This window comes from Caenimonas sedimenti (genome assembly GCF_007833165.1).
GTDB classification, from domain to species: Bacteria; Pseudomonadota; Gammaproteobacteria; order Burkholderiales; family Burkholderiaceae_C; genus Ramlibacter; species Ramlibacter sedimenti.
This window is the reverse complement of the sequence record NZ_VOBQ01000015.1, coordinates 63,614-81,278: the sequence shown is the minus strand read 5'-3', so window position 1 is coordinate 81,278 and position 17,665 is coordinate 63,614. Positions and strand designations below refer to the sequence as shown.

24 protein-coding genes are annotated in these 17,665 nt (G+C 69.5%); 11 read left to right on the top strand and 13 right to left on the bottom strand.

The annotated features are described in order from the left end of the window. Positions 1-35 precede the first annotated feature (35 nt). The 4 genes from FN976_RS29850 to FN976_RS19170 all read right to left on the bottom strand — a co-directional run bounded on the left by FN976_RS29850 (position 36) and on the right by FN976_RS19170 (position 3,409). Complete coding sequence (locus tag FN976_RS29850; RefSeq protein WP_145894671.1) at positions 36-470, bottom strand: nuclear transport factor 2 family protein; 435 nt, start codon at positions 468-470, stop codon at positions 36-38. Next, the gene (locus FN976_RS19180) at positions 467-2,041 is read right to left on the bottom strand and encodes a 4-hydroxyphenylacetate 3-hydroxylase family protein (RefSeq protein WP_145894808.1); all 1,575 of its coding nucleotides are present in this window, start codon (positions 2,039-2,041) and stop codon (positions 467-469) included. The genes FN976_RS29850 and FN976_RS19180 overlap by 4 nt, the downstream gene beginning before the upstream one ends. Positions 2,042-2,124: 83 nt before the next feature. Then, complete coding sequence (locus tag FN976_RS19175; protein ID WP_145894670.1) at positions 2,125-2,664, bottom strand: YidB family protein; 540 nt, start codon at positions 2,662-2,664, stop codon at positions 2,125-2,127. Between the two features lie 73 nt (positions 2,665-2,737). Then, positions 2,738-3,409, bottom strand: coding sequence for an alpha/beta hydrolase (locus FN976_RS19170; RefSeq protein WP_145894669.1), 672 nt, complete (start codon positions 3,407-3,409; stop codon positions 2,738-2,740). Positions 3,410-3,545: 136 nt separating this feature from the next. On the opposite strand from FN976_RS19170, the gene FN976_RS19165 reads away from it, so the two are divergent. After that, complete coding sequence (locus FN976_RS19165; RefSeq protein ID WP_145894668.1) at positions 3,546-3,911, top strand: HPF/RaiA family ribosome-associated protein; 366 nt, start codon at positions 3,546-3,548, stop codon at positions 3,909-3,911. On the opposite strand, the gene FN976_RS19160 is transcribed toward FN976_RS19165, so the two are convergent. Continuing rightward, positions 3,905-4,804, bottom strand: coding sequence for an aminotransferase class IV (locus FN976_RS19160; RefSeq protein WP_255440597.1), 900 nt, complete (start codon positions 4,802-4,804; stop codon positions 3,905-3,907). The genes FN976_RS19165 and FN976_RS19160 overlap by 7 nt on opposite strands. Positions 4,805-4,879: 75 nt before the next feature. Between FN976_RS19160 and FN976_RS19155 the strand changes: the two genes are divergently transcribed. From FN976_RS19155 to FN976_RS19145, 3 genes are all read left to right on the top strand, one after another. Further along, the gene (locus tag FN976_RS19155) at positions 4,880-5,692 is read left to right on the top strand and encodes a TIGR00266 family protein (RefSeq protein ID WP_145894666.1); all 813 of its coding nucleotides are present in this window, start codon (positions 4,880-4,882) and stop codon (positions 5,690-5,692) included. Positions 5,693-5,865: 173 nt separating this feature from the next. Continuing rightward, complete coding sequence (locus tag FN976_RS19150) at positions 5,866-6,225, top strand: PA2779 family protein (protein ID WP_145894665.1); 360 nt, start codon at positions 5,866-5,868, stop codon at positions 6,223-6,225. Positions 6,226-6,238: 13 nt separating this feature from the next. After that, positions 6,239-7,222 carry a PA2778 family cysteine peptidase gene (locus FN976_RS19145; protein ID WP_145894664.1) on the top strand — a complete coding sequence of 328 codons (984 nt, stop codon included), beginning with the start codon at positions 6,239-6,241 and terminating at the stop codon, positions 7,220-7,222. A gap of 9 nt (positions 7,223-7,231) precedes the next feature. Here the strand turns inward: FN976_RS19145 and FN976_RS19140 are convergent, their stop codons facing one another. Beyond that, the gene (locus FN976_RS19140) at positions 7,232-8,290 is read right to left on the bottom strand and encodes a serine hydrolase domain-containing protein (protein WP_145894663.1); all 1,059 of its coding nucleotides are present in this window, start codon (positions 8,288-8,290) and stop codon (positions 7,232-7,234) included. A gap of 92 nt (positions 8,291-8,382) precedes the next feature. Between FN976_RS19140 and FN976_RS19135 the strand changes: the two genes are divergently transcribed. From FN976_RS19135 to FN976_RS19125, 3 genes are all read left to right on the top strand, one after another. Then, positions 8,383-9,255 carry an NUDIX hydrolase gene (locus tag FN976_RS19135; RefSeq protein WP_145894662.1) on the top strand — a complete coding sequence of 291 codons (873 nt, stop codon included), beginning with the start codon at positions 8,383-8,385 and terminating at the stop codon, positions 9,253-9,255. 372 nt (positions 9,256-9,627) lie between these two features. Next, entirely contained in the window at positions 9,628-10,071 is a 444-nt protein-coding gene (locus FN976_RS19130) for a DUF4864 domain-containing protein (RefSeq protein ID WP_145894661.1), read from the top strand. Positions 10,072-10,134: 63 nt separating this feature from the next. Next, the gene (locus FN976_RS19125) at positions 10,135-10,587 is read left to right on the top strand and encodes a DUF4864 domain-containing protein (protein WP_145894660.1); all 453 of its coding nucleotides are present in this window, start codon (positions 10,135-10,137) and stop codon (positions 10,585-10,587) included. A 56-nt stretch (positions 10,588-10,643) separates the two neighbouring features. On the opposite strand, the gene FN976_RS19120 is transcribed toward FN976_RS19125, so the two are convergent. The 6 genes from FN976_RS19120 to FN976_RS19100 all read right to left on the bottom strand — a co-directional run bounded on the left by FN976_RS19120 (position 10,644) and on the right by FN976_RS19100 (position 14,488). Beyond that, a complete protein-coding gene (locus FN976_RS19120; protein ID WP_145894659.1) occupies positions 10,644-11,012 on the bottom strand; it encodes a proteophosphoglycan ppg4 in 369 nt (122 codons plus the stop codon). Between the two features lie 102 nt (positions 11,013-11,114). After that, positions 11,115-11,633, bottom strand: coding sequence for a L,D-transpeptidase (locus FN976_RS19115; protein ID WP_255440596.1), 519 nt, complete (start codon positions 11,631-11,633; stop codon positions 11,115-11,117). A 309-nt stretch (positions 11,634-11,942) separates the two neighbouring features. After that, positions 11,943-12,779 (bottom strand): murein L,D-transpeptidase, encoded by an 837-nt coding sequence (locus FN976_RS19110; RefSeq protein ID WP_145894657.1) that lies wholly within the window; start codon positions 12,777-12,779, stop codon positions 11,943-11,945. Between the two features lie 60 nt (positions 12,780-12,839). After that, complete coding sequence (locus FN976_RS19105; protein ID WP_145894656.1) at positions 12,840-13,130, bottom strand: hypothetical protein; 291 nt, start codon at positions 13,128-13,130, stop codon at positions 12,840-12,842. Between the two features lie 153 nt (positions 13,131-13,283). After that, on the bottom strand, positions 13,284-13,457 hold the full coding sequence (locus FN976_RS28930) for a hypothetical protein (RefSeq protein WP_186511000.1): 174 nt from the start codon (positions 13,455-13,457) through the stop codon (positions 13,284-13,286). 113 nt (positions 13,458-13,570) lie between these two features. Then, a complete protein-coding gene (locus FN976_RS19100) occupies positions 13,571-14,488 on the bottom strand; it encodes a DUF808 domain-containing protein (protein WP_145894655.1) in 918 nt (305 codons plus the stop codon). Positions 14,489-14,533: 45 nt separating this feature from the next. On the opposite strand from FN976_RS19100, the gene FN976_RS19095 reads away from it, so the two are divergent. Next, on the top strand, positions 14,534-14,818 hold the full coding sequence (locus tag FN976_RS19095; protein WP_145894654.1) for a 2Fe-2S iron-sulfur cluster-binding protein: 285 nt from the start codon (positions 14,534-14,536) through the stop codon (positions 14,816-14,818). Positions 14,819-14,824: 6 nt separating this feature from the next. Here the strand turns inward: FN976_RS19095 and FN976_RS19090 are convergent, their stop codons facing one another. Beyond that, positions 14,825-15,019, bottom strand: a complete 195-nt coding sequence (locus tag FN976_RS19090) for a hypothetical protein (RefSeq protein ID WP_145894653.1) — start codon at positions 15,017-15,019, stop codon at positions 14,825-14,827. A gap of 113 nt (positions 15,020-15,132) precedes the next feature. Here FN976_RS19090 and FN976_RS19085 point away from each other — a divergent pair, with 113 nt between their 5' ends. Genes FN976_RS19085 through FN976_RS19075 form a run of 3 tightly spaced genes read left to right on the top strand, consistent with a single transcriptional unit; the run spans position 15,133 to position 17,665 of the window. After that, entirely contained in the window at positions 15,133-15,900 is a 768-nt protein-coding gene (locus FN976_RS19085) for a c-type cytochrome (RefSeq protein WP_145894652.1), read from the top strand. Then, positions 15,900-17,174 carry a c-type cytochrome gene (locus tag FN976_RS19080; RefSeq protein ID WP_145894807.1) on the top strand — a complete coding sequence of 425 codons (1,275 nt, stop codon included), beginning with the start codon at positions 15,900-15,902 and terminating at the stop codon, positions 17,172-17,174. The genes FN976_RS19085 and FN976_RS19080 overlap by 1 nt, the downstream gene beginning before the upstream one ends. 14 nt (positions 17,175-17,188) lie before the next feature. Further along, positions 17,189-17,665, top strand: a complete 477-nt coding sequence (locus FN976_RS19075; protein WP_145894651.1) for a protein-tyrosine phosphatase family protein — start codon at positions 17,189-17,191, stop codon at positions 17,663-17,665.

Genomic DNA, 17,665 nt, shown 5'->3' with positions numbered 1-17,665 from the left:
CGTTCATGTGCGCCACGACGCGACGGCCCGCCCGCTCATGACTTCCCTTCACGCTCCAGGATCGCCTTGTGGTCCTCGAACCCGATCGGTGCGGATGTGTGCTCGTGGACGATACGCAGAACATGGCCCCGGTTCCTGAGGGCCCAGCTGATCCGGTTCTGCATGGCCCGGAGCTCCTGCCCCTGGGCTGAAATGCCGGTGTACGTGACGAAGGCGCTCATGCAGGCGAAGTCTGCCTCGCTGATGATCTTCACGCCCTCGAACGTGACCCGGGGTCTCGTCGCGAAGCGAGGAGAACCAGCCTTCCACGGCGATTCGCCAGGCAGCCGCGCATTCGTACGACCAGATGCCCCAGGTGTCGAAGACCCTGACCTCGGGGTCGTAGAGGTGCATGAGCGTCTCGGCGTTCTTGGCCAGCACCGCCGACTTGTAGGTGTCGAGGGCTCGGAGGACCTGCTTTTCGGAGTCACTCATGATGGGGCCCTTGAGGACTCGGCAACGGCACCATCACCGGCGCCCCCGGCGTGCTGCAGCCCATGTCGCAGCATTTCCCGGGCTGGCGGTTCTTCGTGATCGCGCGATTCGGGTCGTGCAGCACGCCGCGCTCCAGCAACCGCTCGACCAACTCCACCTTTGACCCCACCGGGTAGTGCCGCCAGATCTCCTGCTTCATCGCGGCCGGTGAACCGCCGCCGTGCAGGCTGATCAGGCTGTACCAGCCGCCCTGGTAGCCGGCCGTCAGGTCCTCGATGAAGCGCGCGGTCTCGATGCGCTTCTCGTACGGCACCGCCGGATTCGCGCGCAGCACCTCCGACAGCTTCGCGCCGGTCTCGGGGTTGTGGTCTTCGTCGGGCCCCGGCAGCGTGACGATCAGGCCGCCGCTCACATAGTGCGCGATGCGGTGCATGTCGTAGATCTGCGTGGCCAGCAGCAGCTTGCCGATGTTGGAGAACACCGGGTCGGGCATGAAGGTGCCGCTGTGCTCGTCGGCCTTGCCGTAGACGCTGGCCGCCACGCCGCAAGCGAAGAAGCCTTCGGTGATCTTGATCAGCTCCACCATCTGCTCGCGCAGGTGCGTCTCGTGGCCCGGGTCGAAGCCGTTCGCCTCGCACATCAGTGCGCCGGCGCCGATCAGCAGGTCGCCGAAGCCCGCCCTGGCGGCGATGCAGGTGTGGCGATGGTGGGTGGCATAGCTGTAGGTGAGGTGGCCGCTGTGCTCCCACTCGCCGGCGTAGAACACATGTTCCCACGGTACGAACACGCGATCGAAGATGCACACACCGGTGCTCTGGCCGTACTTGCGCGAGAACAATGCTTCACCATGCTCCACCTTGTCGCCGGGCCGGCCCGCGGGACGCGCGGCGATGGTGAGTCCCGGCGCGTCAATGGGCACCGCGCAGCAGACCGCGAAGTCCGCATCTTCCTTCCCCATGTTTCGGCAGGGCATGACCAGCAGTTCGTGCATGTAGGGCGCACCCGTCACGATGGCCTTGGTCCCCGAAATGACGACGCCCCTCGCGTTGCGCTCGACGATGTGCACGTAGCTGTCGGCACTGGCCTGCTCGTGCGGGCGGCGGCTGCGGTCGCCCTTGGCGTCCGTCATCGCCACGCCCAGCGTCAGGTCCTGGTCCTGCACGCGATGCAGATATTCCAGGAAGCGCGCCGTGTGTTCGCGCGAGCCCCTGGCGTCATCGATGCGCGCGGCCACCTGGCCGATGGCGTTCATCGCGTCGTGCGTGAGATAGCGCTGGGCGCAGCCCGTTTCCTGGCAGACCAGGCGCACGGCCTCCAGCTTGTTCATGAGGTCCGCAACCCCGGTGTTGATGTGCGTGAGCCGGTTCACGCGCTTGCCGCTGGTGTGCTGCACCGCCGTCATCAGCGGCTCGTACTCCGGTTTCAGCGCGTAGTCGTAGGTGAGCGCGATGGCGTTGATGCCGGGCTGCAGCGCCGGCTCGTCAACCACCGATTCGATGGCACGGCCATCGACGAACACGCGAGGTTGGTAGCGGCGCAGCGATTCACGGTAGTCGTCGCCGGTCATCAGCGTGGCGAGGGCGGCGGGAGCGTTCACTGCAGTTCTCCGGTGGTGGCCGGAGCATTGTGGCCGCGCCGCCGCGGAACTGTCTAGGGAGTGCTTTCCTTCTGCTGCACCTGGCCGATCTCCTGTTCGAGCTCGCTGCGGCCGTCCTCCAGCAGGTCGTCCGCCTCCGCCGGCAGCCGGCCGGCAGGCGTGAGCTGATCCACCACCTCGGGCAGGATCTCCGCGAAACCCTGGGCCACCTCGTGCTGCGGCACCCCCAGCTGCTGCGAAAGCTGCGCCATCTCGCGCTGGCCCACCAGCTCGTGGATGGCGTGCTCGTCCAGGCGCTTGTTCTCGCCCGTCGCGACCCACGACTTGGCCTGGGGCCCGTAGCCTTGCTGCTGGAAGCGCTTCAGCACGGCGGCGATGCCACCATTGCGTTGCACCCAGCGCAGCGCCAGCGGCAGCAGCAACATCAGCATGTTGCCGCGCCCGCCCCGGCCGCGCCCGAGCATGCCGGCCAGGATGCCCCCCACGGCGGCGCCGCCGAGGCCACGCCCGGCGCGCGGCGGCATGCCGCGCCGTTGCATGGCATGGCCGAACACGCCGCCGAGAATCTGTCCGAGCAGGGGGTGGGCGTTCATGTCTGCGCTCCGCTTTCTTGCATGGCCCCAGCGTACTGTCGCGCAGCGCGCCGCATGTAGGCGCGCAAGCCGTTCACACCGTGCCGAGGACCTTCAGGAGCCATCCCTGCAGGTCGGCGATCTCCTCCATGGACACGGAGTGGCCCATGGGATATTCATGCCACTCTGGCCGGTAACCCAACGCCGCGAGCGCATCGCGGGTCATGCGGCCGCGCGCGGGCACGACGATGTCGTCATGGCTGCCGTGCGCCAGGAAGATCGGCGTGTCCGCATTCGCCGCATGCCGCTCCGCCGCGGTGTGCATGGCCAGCGGAAGGTAGCCCGACAGCCCCGCGATGCCGGCCAGCCGCCGGCCGTGCCGCAACCCCGTCAGCAGCGCCATCGCACAACCCTGCGAGAAACCGGCGAGCACGATGCGCTCGGGCGCGATGCCCAACGCCTCCTCGCGCGCCAGCAGTTCCTCCACGGCGGCGAGCGACTCGCGCAAACCCGCTTCGTCTTCCCGCCCCTGGGCTTCGCTGCCCAGGATGTCGTACCAGGCGCGCATGCGGTAGCCGTTGTTGATGGTCACCGGCCGCACCGGCGCATGCGGGAACACGAACCGCACCGGGCCGATGGACGCCAGGTCCAGCTCCTGCGCGATCGGCACGAAATCGTTGCCGTCCGCGCCGAGCCCGTGCAGGATCAGGATGGTGGAACGCGGCTCGGGGCCGGTCTGCGCTTCGATGATTTCCAGCTCTGCCATGGGGGTCCTCTTTATGGCGGGAAGCATAGCGCGCTGTCCAAGGCTGTCCGACAAGCCAATCGCCCTCGTCCCACTTGCCCGCGGGACGATTCGGCCTCAAGCTGAAGGCAACTCCAAAGAAACCGAAAGGAAGAGCATGCACATCCAGGTCAACACCAGCAACGGGATCGCGAACACGGAAGGACTCGAACGCTGGGCCGCCGACTACCTCAACGAGCACCTGGGCCGCTACCGCCAGGACATCACCAGCATCGAAGTGCAACTCTCCGACCAGAACCATGGCGCCAAGGGCGGCATCGACAAGCGCTGCATGATGGAAGCGCGTATTGCCGGCCGTCCGCCCGTGGCCGTGACGAACGAGGGTGCCGACCAGGACCTGGCGTTCCGCGGCGCTGCCGAGAAGTTGGGGCGGGCCCTGGACCACGCTTTGGGCAAGCTCGACCGCAAGGAGCACCGCGAGCGCGAGACCATCCGCAAGGACGTCGACACGCTCCCTCAATAATCGATGGGGCGGCTGTACCGCGGATCGCGGTGCCACGCCCAGTAGGTCTCCACCAGGCGCCGGGTCACTGCGCCCGGTGCGCCGTTGCCCACCGGTTGCCCGTCCACCCGAGTCACCGGCAGCACGCCGCCGCCGGACGTGCTGAGGAAGGCTTCGTCCGCGGCTCGCAGTTCGTCCGCAGGCAACGCCCGCAGTTCCACCGGGATGCCCAGCGCCTGCGCCATCTCCAGCACCGTGCGCCGCGTCACGCCTTCGAGCACGCCCTCCTTCGGCGTGACGAGCGCGCCACCGCGCACCGCGAACACGTTGAAGCCCGGTCCCTCCACCACGTTGCCCGCGGCATCGGTCAGCAGCACCGTGTCGCCGCCCGCATCGAGCGCCCCCAGCAAGCCCATGGTGAGGTCGTTCCAGTGGTAGTTCTTGGCGGTCGGGTCCACGCTGGCCGCCGGGATGCGCTGCACGTCGCTCACGATCACGTGCAGGCCGCGTTCGCGCTGCGCCTCGTTGGCGATCCAGACGTAGGGCACCGCGAACGCGTAGAACTGGTTGACGGCCTGCCGCGGGTCGCGTGAGCCCCAGGGCGGCTGGCCGCGCGTGCAGAGCATCTCGACATAGGCGCTGCGCAACCCTGCCAGCTTGACGCATTGCGCCAGGATGTCCGTCACCTCCGCCATCGTCTTGCCGGGATCCAGCCGGAAGCGCCGGCAGCTGCGCTCGAAGCGCTCCAGGTGGGCGTCGAGCCGGAAGAACGCGCCGTCCCAGACGGTCACCACGTCGTAGGTGGCATCCGAGCGCAGGAAGCCCCAGTCGGTGAGCGGCACCGAGGCCTGCGCGATGGGAACGTACTCGCCGCGCTGCCACGCGACACCTTTGGAGAAATCGGGACCGTCCATTCGGACCATTCTCGCGCAAGGCCGAGTTCGCTACCATCGCCCGACTCATCCATTTCAACCAACGGAGGTTTTGCCATGGCCATGGACGTGATCGACTACGACATCCGCGGAGCGGAGATGCAGTTCGTGGAGGTGGAACTGGACCCCGGCGAAGCCGCCATCGGCGAAGCCGGCAGCATGATGTTCATGGACGCCGGCATCACCATGGACACGGTGTTCGGTGACGCCAGCGCCCAGCAGGGTGGCTTCTTCGGCAAGCTGATGGGCGCCGGCAAGCGGCTGGTGACCGGCGAGTCGCTGTTCACCACCGTGTACAGCAACCAGGCCCAGGCCAAGCAGCGCGTGGCGTTCGCCGCGCCCTACCCCGGGAAGATCCTGGCGATGGACCTGAGCAAGATGGGTGGAACGCTGATCTGCCAGAAGGACGCTTTCCTGTGTGCCGCGCGGGGCGTCTCGCTGGGGATCGCCTTCCAGCGCAAGATGTCGGTCGGCTTCTTCGGCGGCGAAGGCTTCATCATGCAGAAGCTCGACGGCGACGGCATGGCGTTCGTGCACGCGGGCGGCACGGTGGTCAAGCGCGAGCTGGCGGCCGGGCAATCGCTGCTGGTCGACACCGGCTGCGTGGTGGCGTACACGCCGAGCGTCAACTTCGAGATCCAGTACGTGGGCAAGGTGAAGACCGCATTGTTCGGGGGCGAGGGCCTGTTCTTCGCGAAGCTCACCGGCCCTGGCACCATCTGGCTGCAAAGCCTGCCGTTCTCCCGCCTGGCCTCGCGCGTCTTCGCGGCTGCACCGCAGCGCGGCGGCTCCAAGGAAGAAGGCTCCGTGCTCGGCGGCCTGGTGGGCGGCGGCCTGCTCGGCAGCGTGCTGAGCGGCGACGACGAGTGAGGGCGCGACGGCTGGCCGGCGCAGCACGGCCGGCCTGCCACCGCAACACCGGCCGGAAACACATGTAGGGAAATGTTTCCATGGGGCGAAGTCGGCCCCGCTGAGGACATGGAGTGCGTAAATTGCCTCGTGCCCGGCATGCCGCAGGGCACCAACACTCATTGGAGACCTTGATGACTTCGATCCTGAAGAGAGCGGTTTGCCGCACCCTCGTGGTGTCGCTCATGACCTTGTCGTTCCAGTCGGCGCAAGCCGGGCTGATCGGCGCCGAGCAGGCCGCGGGCGCACCCGCGACGGCCGAGCGCGCGCTGGTGCTGGGCGCGCTGGAACGTGCCGAAGTGGGGGACCAGCTGCGCCTGGCCGGCGTGGACCCCGCCGCCGCGCGTGAGCGCGTGAATGCGATGACCGACCAGGAAGTTCGCACCCTCGCGCAGGACATCCAGGCGGCACCCGCCGGCGCCGCCAGTGGCTGGGGCATCCTGGCGGTAGTTCTAGTCGCCGCGCTGATCTGGTATTACGCCATCCGCAAATAGGAGACGGATCCCGATGGAGGAGGGGCACAAGCACCATTGGCATCGCGCGGGCTTGCTGGCGCTCTGGCTGGCCGCGCTGCTGCTGGGCGGCTGCGCATCCATGGTGCCGCAGACCATGGCCCTGCGTGGCGCCTGGCCGGCCGGCGTGCCGCAGCGGGTGGAACTGGCGGACGTCCCGTTCTTTCCGCAGGACGAATACCAGTGCGGCCCCGCCGCACTGGCCACCGTGTTGGGTCACAGCGGCGTGGTGGCCAGCCCGGAGGCGCTGGTCGAGCAGGTGTGGCTGCCGTCCCGGCGCGGCAGCCTGCAGCTCGAGATGCTGGCCACGCCGCGCCGCCATGGGCGCGTGAGTTTCAAGCTCGCGCCGCAGTTCGCCAACCTGCTGCGCGAAGTGGCCGCCGGGCATCCCGTCGTCGTGCTGCAGGATGTCGGGCCGATCTTCCCGCAGTGGCACTATGCCGTCGTCAACGGTTTCGACTACGCCACCGGCAGCATCTTCCTGCGCTCCGGTACGCAGGCGCGCCAGGAGATGTCGTTCACCGCTTTCGAGCGCACCTGGATGCAGGGCGGCTATTGGGCCATGGCCGTGCTGCCGCCGGAACAAGCGGCGGCGACGGCCACCGAAGACAGCTGGCTCGACGCCCTCGCCGGCCTGGCGCGTGGGGGCGACGTGCAGGCCACCGTGCGTGGCTACGCGGCCGCGCTGCAGCGCTGGCCCGAAAGCCTGCCGGCGGCGGTCGGCCTGGCCAACCACCTGCACGCCAGCGGCTCGCTGGCGCAGGCGGCTGACGTGCTGCGTGGCGCGAAGCAGCGGCATCCGCAATCCATCATCGTGCTGAACAACCTGGCGCAGACCCTGTCGGATCTCGGGCGCCACCACGAAGCGTTGGCGCTGATCGAGCAGGCCAGCGACCCGCAGAGCCCTTTCGCGAGCGACGTGCGCGCGACGCGCCAGGCCATCCAGCAGCGGCTGCGGCAGGGGCAGGCCGGGCGCTAGCGGCTTCGTCTAAGCCGCGCGCAAAGCGCGCGTCACACGGCTCACGAAACCCGGCGCACGCGCGCTGTCCAGCCAGCGCACGACCACCACGGCGTCGTGCTCCGGTTCCATCCACACGTAGTGGCCACCCGCACCGATCATGAAGCTGCTGGCGCGCGACGCATCGGCGAACAACTGCCCCTCGCGGTTCAGCCAGGTCAGCCAGCCGTAGAACGGCGCGATCGAACAAGGCTCACGCATGCGCCGCACCCAATCGGCCGGCAGCAATTGGCGGCCCTCGTGCAGCCCATCGGACAACAGCAGCCGGCCGATGCGCGCCTGGTCGCGCGCACTGATCGATACCCCACCGCCCCAGTGCGTGCCGCCGGGCACGGACTGCATCCGCCGGCCGTCGATCTCCACCCAGGCATCGTCGTAGCCCACCCAGCGCCAGTCCGCGCCACCGCCGATGGGTCCCAGCACCGCCTCCTGGAACACGTCGGGCAGGGGACGGCAGAACAGGTGCAGCAGCGCCAGCGACAGCTGGTTGATGCGCACGTCGTTGTATTCCCAGTAGCTGCCCGGCGGCTGCAATGCGCGCGCTTCACCCTTGCGTCCGGTGGGCGGCTTGGGGTCGTGCGCCACCTTGCGGTGATGCTCCACCTGGTCGGGCATGCCGAAGCAGGTGCCCTGCCATTCGCTCACCTGCTCCAGCAGGTGTGCCCAGGTGATGGCGCGATTGTGCGGATCGTCGAAGCCGATGCCGGGCAGCCGCGAGGCCACCGTCTCATCGGCGCTCGCGATCAGTCCGCGCGCGAGCGCCAGGCCGGCCAGCAGTGCGAGGTAGGTCTTGGCGACGCTGAACGTCAGGTCGGCGCGGTCCGGCTCCCCCCAGGCCGCGACCTCCCGGCCGCCCACGCGGATCACGCCCGAGACGCCGCCGCGCGCATGCACGGGACCGCGCAGGCGGTTGAAGGGCGGCGGATCGTCGTGGTGGACGCCCCAGCGCGCCGGCTCGGCATGGGGGTCGCGCGGCCACGCGACTTCGTGCGCGGTGGCATAGGAGATGGCTTCGGTGAAATCGTGCATGGGATGGACGTTGGTGTGCTACCAAAGCATAGCGTCCCCCAGGTGCTCGGCGGGTCGCATGGTCTCTGCTAACGTCGCCCGCAAGGACACCCATGCAACTCACCACCGAAGCCATCCGCTCGCCCGCCCTGCCCTCGGCGACGGTCGTCCTGCTGCGCGACGGCGCGGACGGGCTGGAGGTGTTCCTGCTGAAGCGCCATGGCCTGTCCGACGTGCTGGGCGGGGCCTACGTGTTCCCGGGCGGCAAGGTGGATGCGGAGGATGCCGAGTGGGCCGACCGCCTGGACACGGCGCCTGCTGCGTTGCACGCGGCGCTCGGCGAACCGGAGCTCGACGGGCTGCAGGCCGCCGCGCTGTACGTCGCGGCGATCCGTGAAGTGTTCGAGGAAACCGGGTTGCTGTTCGCGCCGGTCACGCCCGCCCAGGCGCAGCAAGCCTGGGCGGCGTTGCGCACCGGCCCGCGGTTCAGCGAGTTGCTCGAGCCCTGGGGCCTGGTGCTGCAGGCCGGCGCGCTGCACCCCTGGTCGCGCTGGGTCACGCCGCAGGTCGGCGGCGTGGTGCGCAAGCGTTTCGACACGCGCTTCTTCGTCGCGGCGGTGCCACCGGGCCAGGTGCCCGCGCATGACCAGCATGAGGCCGTCGAAAGCCTGTGGCTGGCGCCGGGGCGGGCGCTCACGCAGTACTGGGAGGGCGGCATCGAGCTGGCGCCGCCGCAGATCATGAGCCTCGCGCACCTGGCGCGCCACCGCAACGTGGCGTCCGTGCTGGAAGCGGCTCGAGCCCGGCAGCCGCCTTGCATCCGGCCCGAGCCGTTCGAGCAGGAGGGCGAGCGGGTGCTGTGCTACCCCGGCGATCCCCGGCACTCGTTGCGCGAGCGGGCACTGCCCGGGCCCACCCGGCTGCACTGGCGCAACGACCGGTTCGAGCCCGAAGGCGGCTTGCGCGTGCTGCTCAGCGACGCCTGAGCGCCTGCCGGCGCGGGACCTCCCACACAGCTCGACGGGCCGCGCCTACAGCCGCAAGGCCTGCCTGCCTGCGCACCCGCCAGGGCCCCACCGCTCCAATCCACTTCGAGAGCCAGCCGGCCCGCGCTACCAAGACAGGCATCGAGCTTTCCGCGACCGCCAGCGAAAAAGCAAGAGCATTGTCCAGTGGGCCGGCGGCTTTCCCGGCGGCTTGCGCCGCGCACCCTCCCCCCATTCACCACGCTCTCATCGCGCCATTGGCACGCTCTGTGGACCTTCCCACGCGCCCCCGCGCTGTCCACCTACAGCTGAACTCCACGCGGCCCACCTACCCTTGGCAGCAAGTTCAACGCCGCCCCGGGAGATGCCGCCATGAGCCCCATGATCCTCCGCTTCTTCACCCTGGTCGGCATCGCGCTGGCGGCGGCCAGCATGCAGCTGAAGGCGCGGGCCGAAACGGTTCCCGACGCCGAGGTGCAGCAGGTGCGCGCCGTGATCCTGCAGCAGCTCAAGGCGTTCTCCGAAGACGACGCGGAAGCCGCTTTCGCCGCGGCGACGCCCGAGGTGCGCAAAGCCATCGGCAATCCCGACCGCTTCCTCGCCATGGTGCGCGGCAACTACCCCATGGTCTACCGCGCCGCCGGCTTCGGCTTCCTGGCGCCCGAGAAAGAACAGGGCACGGTGCTGCAGATCGTCACCATCCGCGACGGCAACGACAAGACCTGGCTGGCGCTGTTCTCCATGGTGCAGCAGCCGGACATGAGCTGGCGCATCGGCGGCTGCATCGTCGCCGAGAACGACTGGCGCACCACCTGACTGGCGGCTGGCGCAGGCCGGCCCTTTGCGGCATCATCGTTGCACCTGCGACTGGAGCACCCCATGCACCCGATCGTTTCGCGCTTGCGCCACCAGCCCGTCACCTGGGCGCTGGCGCTCGCCGGCGCGCTCATCGGCGGTGTGCTCGCCGCCGACTTGCCGAAGGAAGACGTGACCCGCGTCCGCGAGGTCGTGCAGCAGCAACTGCGTGCCTTCGCCACCGACGATGCCGGCAAGGCCTTCGCGCTGGCGGACCCAGCCATCCGCAGCAAGTTCGACAGCGCCGAGCACTTCATGGCGATGGTGCGCGCGCACTACCCCATGGTGCACCGCCCCGCATCGGTGATGTTCCTGAAGCCCGAGTCCGACGGCACCATGGCGTTCCAGCGCGTTCGCATGACCGACAGCGCAGGTTCGGCCTGGCTGGTCACCTACCTGCTGCAGCGCCAGCAGGACAAGGCTTGGCGCATCAGCGCCTGCCTGGTCGTCCCGGATACGCCCCGTCTTTCCACGTAAGCGGTCGAAAACAAGGCCCGCGTCGCGGGCCTTGTCCTTGTGCTTGTGAAGACCGTTTAATTCCGATCCGCGCGGGCGCGGCGCGTGGTGGATGCGCTGGCCGTCGTGTCGGTCGAGCCCATCGTGCTGGAGCCGGCCGTGCTGCCGGAGGTGCTGCCGGAGGTGCCGCTGCTCATGGTGGAGCCGCCCGTGCTGCCCGAGGTGCCGCTGCTCATGGTGCTGCCGGTGGTGCCGCTGGTGCTGCCCGCCGTGCCGCCGCCGGCTTGCGTGCCGGTCGTGCCCATGGGGGTGTTCTGCGAGCTCTGCTGGCCGGCGCCTTGCGCGGGGTTCGCAGCGTTGGGCGTGGGCGGCGTGCTTTGCGCGATGGCGGCGCCCATGGCGGCGGTGGCGAGAACGGCGATCGAGAAATGCGTGAAGCGTGACATGTGGATTGACTCCTTGCGTGGTTGTGGTGCGCCAAATTCGGCGACATGCAAGAGTGAGTCACGGGCGGTTGAGGCATCGTCGGCCCCACGCGCGCCGCAGTGTCAGACAGCGCTTTCGTCGCGAAGCGGCAGACGCAGCGGCCCGGTTTCGGGCAGCACGTACACCACGCTTCGTGAGCGGCCCAGCGTGGGCTCGATGATGTCTTCGTAGAAGCGCACCGACACGATCACGCAGCCGAGCGAGGCGCGGTTGTCGTCGGGCGACGCGGTGGCGAGCCGGATCTGCCGCGCGCGCTGCGCCGCGTCGGGCCGCAGGCGGTGAATGGCGAAGGCACTGGCGTGGTCCACCCAGATGACGGCCTCACCCTTGAGGTTGCGTCCCGGCATGGAATCGAACCGGCCGGCCGGGGTGGTGCGCTCGTCGGGGCGGACGCTGCCGGTCTGGGCCCTTTCGCCGACACCTGGGACCGTGTGGTCGCCCCAGGTCTGGCCCAGCAGGGCGGCGGTCTCGCCGGTCAGGCGGCCTTGGCCGTCGAACACGTAGATGCGCGCCAGCCGCTTGTCGACCACCGCGAAGGGCCGGCCGCCGTGGTCGCCATGCCGCAGGACCCAGTCGACCATGCGCCTGGCTTCGCTGGAGCTTCGAACCTGGGAAAAACTGGGTGGGCTTTCGCGCGGCGCCGACGGCGCCTGGGCGAAAGCGGCGGCAGCTGCCGCCAAAGACAACACGACCACACCGGCCCGGCAACGCCAGACCGCGGTTCTGCCCCGCATCCGAGTCCCCCCGCGCAACTTCGCGCGTCCTCCGGCTGGCGACGGCCAGCTCGGCTGGAGAGGATGCTAGCAAGCGCCGCGGGGGCGGCGCAATGGTTTGTAACTGTAAAGACGAGCTTGGCGGAATTGCTGGGGTCCGCTGGCGCCGAACCTAGGCTAGGTGCGGCGCGGGTTCCGCTGCGCCAACTGGCGCACGTCTTCCACGTCGAAGGAGCCGAACAGCTGCTGCGGTGACTTCGTTTCGGGCAGCACGTAAATGACGGCGCCATGCCGCTTGACGGCCGGCACCAGCACGTTCTCGTAGAAACTCACCGGCAGGTTGATGCAGCCGAACGAGATGCGGTTGTCGTCGACCGTCAGCGAAGCCAGGCGTTCCAGGCGGCGTTCGGCGGCCACCAGCGGGCGGATGCGGTGCATGGACACGGCGGCGTCGTAGTCGACCCACACCACGTCCTCGTTGCCCGCGTTCAGCCCGGGCTCGGCCTTGAAGCGTCCGGCGGGCGTGGTTTTCTCTTCGGCCGTGATGGCGGACAACGGCTTGTCGCCGATTCCCGGCACGCTGTGGTCACCATGGGCCGAGCCGAGCAGCGCCGGTGCGCTCTCGCGCAGCTTGCCGTCCGGGCCGAACACGTAGACGCGCGCATCCTTCTTGTCGACGATCACGAAGGCCTGCTGTTTGTGGTCGCCCACGTGGTGCGCCCAGTTCGCCACATGGCGCACTTCGGGCGATGGGTCTTCGCCATTGAAATCGGCCAGGCGCAGCGGGCTGCGCGGATTGGCGGGGCTCTCGGGTGCAGGCGCCGGGGCTTCCTGGGGCGCCGGTACGGCCTGGGGTGCCGTCGCCACCGCGGTCGGCGGCGCCGGAGCGCGCGGCGACTGGGCCATCCGCAGCGGCGGGAGCACCAGGACCAGCAGGGCGACGCCCAGCAGAAGGCCTTTCTGCAGGGCGTCGACGAATTCGGATTTGTTCTGGTCGGCTTTCTTGTCGTCCATGGCGTTTCTGAAGGATAGCCCCATCGGGCGGTGCCCGATGGGGACTTGAAGTGGCCTGGCTTAGTTGCGGTCCACCTGCGCCACCGGCGCGCTCGCGTCCAGCGAGGTGGTCGAAGAGCTGGAGCCCATCGTCGACGTGTCGGTCGTCGCGCTGTTGTTCGTGGCCGTGCTGCCCAGGTCAGAGCTGCCGCTCGTGCTCGGGGCCGCGCCCGCGCCCATCGTCGAGGTCGCGCTGCTGGCGTCGTTCACGTTGGTGCCGGAATCGGCGCTGGTCTGGGCGACGGCGATGCCGCCGAGGGCCATCGCGGCGGCAACGCCGAGGGTGGTCAGGGTCTTCTTGGTCGATTGCATGAGTCTTCACTCCTTCTGTGGGTAGCCCTGGTGGGCTGTTGAACACTGCCGGCGTGTTTCAGCCGACTGAGACCCAGGTTAGGTAGAAACCCGAATGCACCAAGTGGGGCGATGCCCGCGGCGCCTGTAGGAGCGCCGCTGTCAGCAAGTGCTTCAGCCCAACTCTCCGGCGGAGGGTGGCGCTTCGGCCCAGCGTTCGATCTGCAGACGCGGGTCGGCGCATTCGCAGCCGAGCGCGTAGTCGTCGTCCAGGCAGCGCGACGCGGCATCGAGCGCGGCCAGGGACAGGCTGGCGGAACCCGGTTGGGGTTGTTGCATATCGGGCATGACGGACTCCCTCTCGAAGAGAAGAGCCATTGTTGGAGGAAGAGCCAGCCGGCCATATCCGTCGCCCGCGCGAAGCGCCGTAGGAGGGTGCCTACGGTTCTGCGCGTGGGCCTTCAGGCGTGCGCGGATTTGGCTCCGCGCAGCCGCTGGAACAGCGTCACGACCGCCAGCACGAGCCCGCCCGCGACGATGCCGACCAGCGCATCGAGCAGCATGGTCACGAGCCAGCCCATGGCGCCCGCGGCGTGTGCTGCCGCTTCCATCGCATGGTGCAGCGGCGGGATGCCGTGCGCCAGGATGCTGCCGCCCACCAGGAACATCGCGGCGGTGCCAGCCACGGAAAGGAATTTCATCAGCCACGGCGCGGCCACCAGGATACCCCGGCCCACCGCCTGCGCGCCCGCCGATGCCTTGCGGCTCAGGTAGAGCCCGAAGTCGTCCAGCTTCACGATGCCCGCCACCAGCCCGTAGACGCCCACCGTCATCAGCACCGCGATCCCCACCAGCACCGCGACCCGGGTGGTGAAATTCGATTGCGCCACCGTGCCCAGGCTGATGACGATGATCTCGGCGGACAGGATGAAATCGGTGCGGATCGCCCCCTTGATCTTGTCGCGTTCGAGCGCCACCAGGTCGATGGCCGGGTTGGCCAGCGCTTCGGTCAGCTCCTGGTGGTGCGCTTCGTCCTCGGCTTTGCTGTGCAACAGCCGGTGCGCCACTTTCTCGAACCCTTCGAAGCAGAGAAAGGCGCCGCCGATCATCAGCAGCGGGATGACGGCCCATGGTGCAAGGGCGCTGATGGCCAGCGCCGCCGGCACCAGGATGGCCTTGTTCACCGCCGAGCCCTTGGCGACGGCCCACACCACGGGCAATTCGCGGTCGGCGGCGACGCCGGTGACCTGCTGCGCGTTCAGCGCGAGGTCGTCGCCGAGCACGCCGGCAGTCTTCTTGGCGGCCACTTTGGTGAGGACGGCGACGTCGTCCAGGATCGTGGCGATGTCGTCGAGGAGGGCGAACAGGCTGGAGGCCATCGCGGGAACCCTTGGTCGTTGTTGTGCGCCGATTATCATGGGCCGATGGCCGAATCGGGGAAGTTGCACGCCGCGTCGCTGGCGCCCTCCGGCCGCGGCTTCGCCGCGCCGGCGGAGCAGACACTGCTGCTGTCCGCGCTGGCCGCGGGCATCGCCTTGCCCCACGCGTGCCGCAATGGCACCTGCCGCTCGTGCCTGCGGCCGCTGCATGAGGGCGCGGTCACTTACCGGATCGAATGGCCCGGCCTGCTCCCGGAAGAACGTGCGAGCGGCGCCTGGGTGCTGCCGTGCGTGGCGTACCCGTGCTCGGACGTCGTCCTCGGGGACTGAGGCGCCTCAGTAATTTCCGGTTCGATAGGGGCTGCGCGGCACGTACTTGTGCTCGCCGTCCGGGATCGGCTCGGCCTTGGGGTCGGGCCGGTGCTGCACGCTGTTCGTGCCTTCGCCAGGTTCGGGGCCGGGCGGCGGCCGGCGGCCACGCACGTTGTCGGCCTGCGGCCGCGGCTTGGCGGAGCGTCGATAGAGGTTCATGGCCCCAACATAGGTGGCGGGCAAGGGCTGTTTTGTAGGACGCGGCGCCGCGCCTTGTGAGGATGTGGCGGGCACGTGCGGAGCGCGTTGGCCATCGGTGGCATAGTCCCGCGATGCGAAGGCTTGCTCTCCTTGTGCTCGCCGGCTGGGCTGCGGCCGTGGCCGGCGCGCCCGCGCCCGCTGCGCCGCCGGCATCCACACCGGTGCGCTTCGAGGACAGCATGGCCCAGCGCACCCTGGCCTGCACCAGCTGCCATGGCAAGGAGGGCCGGGCCGGACCCGATGGCTACTACCCCCGCATCGCGGGCAAGCCGGAGGGCTACCTCTACAACCAGCTGCTGAACTTCCGCGATGGGCGCCGCCACTACGGCTTGATGACGATGCTGCTCGATCCGCTCTCGGACGAGTACCTCCTCGACATCGCCCGGCACTTCGCACGGCAGGACGTGCCCTACCCCCAACCCGCGGCTTCCACCGCGCCGGCCGACGTGCTGCAGCGCGGCCGGCAATTGGCTCAGCAAGGCGACAGGGAGCGCCGCCTGCCCGCTTGCGCAAGTTGCCATGGCGCGACGCTCACCGGTGTGGCCCCGAACGTCCCCGGCTTGCTGGGCTTGCCGCGCGACTACCTGAATGCCCAGCTCGGGGCCTGGCGCACCGGGCAGCGGCGCGCGCACGCGCCCGACTGCATGGCCGACATCGCCCGGCGGCTGGCACCCGACGACGTGCTGGCGGTGACGGCCTGGCTCGCCGCCGAGCCGGTCGTCACACCGAAGCCACCGAAACCCACCCGCCGGAAGCCGGCGCGCAAGGCCGCGGCCACCGCGGACGATCCGCCCGTCCTGCGCTGCGGCACTGCCTACGTCGTGCCGGCTCCGAAATGATGAAGCGCCTGCTGCTCGCGCTGCTGTTCGGCCTCGCCGGCCTCGGCCTGCTGGTGTGGATGTTCAACTTCTGGGGCGGCGGCAAGCTGCACGACCTGCCGCCCGGCGCGCCCCCCACGGCGGAACAGGTCGCGCGCGGCGCCTACCTGGCACGGGCCGGCAACTGCATGCTGTGCCACACCGAGCGCGGCGGCACGTCGTATGCGGGTGGCCGGCCCGTCGACACGCCGTTCGGCACCGTCTATTCCAGCAACCTCACGCCCGACACCGCGACCGGCATCGGCGGCTGGTCGGTGGCGCACTTCCGCCGCGCACTGCACGAGGGCCGGTCGCGCGACGGCCGGCTGCTCTACCCCGCCTTCCCCTACACGCACACCACCCGCATCACCGGCGCCGATGCCGACGCCCTGTTCGATTACCTGCGCAGCCTGCCGCCGGCCAACAAGCCGAACCGCGCGCACCGCCTGCGCTGGCCCTACAGCACGCAGGCCGCTCTGGCTGTCTGGCGCGCCATGTACTTCCGGCCGGCGACGCACGTCGATGACCCGGCGCAGACCCGCGAGTGGAACCGCGGTGCCTACCTGGTGCAGGGCCTCGGCCACTGCAGTGCGTGCCATACCTCGCGCAATGCGTTGGGAGCGGGTGGCGAGCTGACGGATCTTTCCGGCGGCCTCATCCCCATGCAGAACTGGTACGCACCGTCGCTGGCCTCGCCCACCGAGGCCGGCCTGGCGGACTGGCCGCTCGCCGAGATCGAGCAGCTGCTGCGGACCGGCATCTCGCCGCGCGCCACCGTGCTCGGACCGATGGCGGAAGTCGTGCTGCACAGCACGCAGCACCTGGACCCGGGCGACATCCGCGCCATGGCGGTGTTCCTCAAGAGCCTGCCGCCCGCGCCGACGGACACCGATCCGCGTGAAGTCGCCTTGCCGGCCGCGCCGGTGCGCGATCGCGGGGCGAAAATCTATACCGACCAGTGCATGAGTTGCCACGGCGAGGGTGGCAAGGGACAGCCGGGCACCTATCCGGCGCTGGCCGGCAACCGGGCGGTGACCATGGCATCCACCGCGAACCTGGTGCAGGTCGTGCTCCATGGCGGCTTCCCCCCCGCCACGCAGGGCAATCCGCGGCCCTACGGCATGCCGCCCTATGCGCTGACGCTGTCGGACGCGGACGTGGCCGCCGTGCTGACCTACGTCCGTACGTCGTGGGGCAATCGCGCCGCGCCGGTGTCGGAGCTCGCGGTGAACCAGCAGCGCTCGAGCGGCCGCTGACGCAGACTCTTGCCATGTCGCTGCGCCCTGTCCGCCTGCCCGAGTCCGTCCCCGGCCAACTCTGGCTGGGTGCGATGCCGGGCCGCTTCGCCAGCTGGCCCGCTTTCGAGTCGCAGGCGGAACGCAGCGAATTGGCGCTCGTGGTGTGCCTGACCCCGCGCGAAGAACTCGCCGAGCTGTCCCCCGACTATCACGCCGCCGTCGTGGCCGGCCGCCTCGGTTTTCGCTGGCTGCACAGCCCGATGCGCAACTTCGGCGTGCCGGAGGACGCCGCCGGCTTCCGGCAAGACGTGGCCCAGGTCGTGGATGCGCTGAAGCGCGGCGACGCCGTGATGCTCCACTGCGCCGCCGGCATCGGCCGCACGGGCACGGCCGCCGCTTGCATCCTGAAGGCGCTGGGCCTGCCGGAAGAAGATGCGTTGCAGCGCGTGCGCGATGCCGGCTCGAATCCGCAGAACGCGGAGCAGTCGGGCCTGGTGGGCTGGTTCTGA

What these genes read in the sequence shown, in the direction of transcription:
- FN976_RS28930 (WP_186511000.1), bottom strand. Translation starts at nt 13,457, where the DNA reads ATGCCCGATATGCAACAACCCCAACCGGGTTCCGCCAGCCTGTCCCTG.
- FN976_RS19170 (WP_145894669.1), bottom strand. Translation starts at nt 3,409, where the DNA reads ATGGCAGAGCTGGAAATCATCGAAGCGCAGACCGGCCCCGAGCCGCGT.
- FN976_RS19145 (WP_145894664.1), top strand. Translation starts at nt 6,239, where the DNA reads ATGGAGGAGGGGCACAAGCACCATTGGCATCGCGCGGGCTTGCTGGCG.
- FN976_RS19140 (WP_145894663.1), bottom strand. Translation starts at nt 8,290, where the DNA reads ATGCACGATTTCACCGAAGCCATCTCCTATGCCACCGCGCACGAAGTC.
- FN976_RS19130 (WP_145894661.1), top strand. Translation starts at nt 9,628, where the DNA reads ATGAGCCCCATGATCCTCCGCTTCTTCACCCTGGTCGGCATCGCGCTG.
- FN976_RS19100 (WP_145894655.1), bottom strand. Translation starts at nt 14,488, where the DNA reads ATGGCCTCCAGCCTGTTCGCCCTCCTCGACGACATCGCCACGATCCTG.
- FN976_RS19095 (WP_145894654.1), top strand. Translation starts at nt 14,534, where the DNA reads ATGGCCGAATCGGGGAAGTTGCACGCCGCGTCGCTGGCGCCCTCCGGC.
- FN976_RS19135 (WP_145894662.1), top strand. Translation starts at nt 8,383, where the DNA reads ATGCAACTCACCACCGAAGCCATCCGCTCGCCCGCCCTGCCCTCGGCG.
- FN976_RS19075 (WP_145894651.1), top strand. Translation starts at nt 17,189, where the DNA reads ATGTCGCTGCGCCCTGTCCGCCTGCCCGAGTCCGTCCCCGGCCAACTC.
- FN976_RS19090 (WP_145894653.1), bottom strand. Translation starts at nt 15,019, where the DNA reads ATGAACCTCTATCGACGCTCCGCCAAGCCGCGGCCGCAGGCCGACAAC.
- FN976_RS19125 (WP_145894660.1), top strand. Translation starts at nt 10,135, where the DNA reads ATGCACCCGATCGTTTCGCGCTTGCGCCACCAGCCCGTCACCTGGGCG.
- FN976_RS19150 (WP_145894665.1), top strand. Translation starts at nt 5,866, where the DNA reads ATGACTTCGATCCTGAAGAGAGCGGTTTGCCGCACCCTCGTGGTGTCG.
- FN976_RS19115 (WP_255440596.1), bottom strand. Translation starts at nt 11,633, where the DNA reads ATGGTCGACTGGGTCCTGCGGCATGGCGACCACGGCGGCCGGCCCTTC.
- FN976_RS19120 (WP_145894659.1), bottom strand. Translation starts at nt 11,012, where the DNA reads ATGTCACGCTTCACGCATTTCTCGATCGCCGTTCTCGCCACCGCCGCC.
- FN976_RS19105 (WP_145894656.1), bottom strand. Translation starts at nt 13,130, where the DNA reads ATGCAATCGACCAAGAAGACCCTGACCACCCTCGGCGTTGCCGCCGCG.
- FN976_RS19110 (WP_145894657.1), bottom strand. Translation starts at nt 12,779, where the DNA reads ATGGACGACAAGAAAGCCGACCAGAACAAATCCGAATTCGTCGACGCC.
- FN976_RS19160 (WP_255440597.1), bottom strand. Translation starts at nt 4,804, where the DNA reads ATGGACGGTCCCGATTTCTCCAAAGGTGTCGCGTGGCAGCGCGGCGAG.
- FN976_RS19165 (WP_145894668.1), top strand. Translation starts at nt 3,546, where the DNA reads ATGCACATCCAGGTCAACACCAGCAACGGGATCGCGAACACGGAAGGA.
- FN976_RS19085 (WP_145894652.1), top strand. Translation starts at nt 15,133, where the DNA reads ATGCGAAGGCTTGCTCTCCTTGTGCTCGCCGGCTGGGCTGCGGCCGTG.
- FN976_RS19175 (WP_145894670.1), bottom strand. Translation starts at nt 2,664, where the DNA reads ATGAACGCCCACCCCCTGCTCGGACAGATTCTCGGCGGCGTGTTCGGC.
- FN976_RS19180 (WP_145894808.1), bottom strand. Translation starts at nt 2,041, where the DNA reads ATGACCGGCGACGACTACCGTGAATCGCTGCGCCGCTACCAACCTCGC.
- FN976_RS19155 (WP_145894666.1), top strand. Translation starts at nt 4,880, where the DNA reads ATGGCCATGGACGTGATCGACTACGACATCCGCGGAGCGGAGATGCAG.
- FN976_RS19080 (WP_145894807.1), top strand. Translation starts at nt 15,900, where the DNA reads ATGAAGCGCCTGCTGCTCGCGCTGCTGTTCGGCCTCGCCGGCCTCGGC.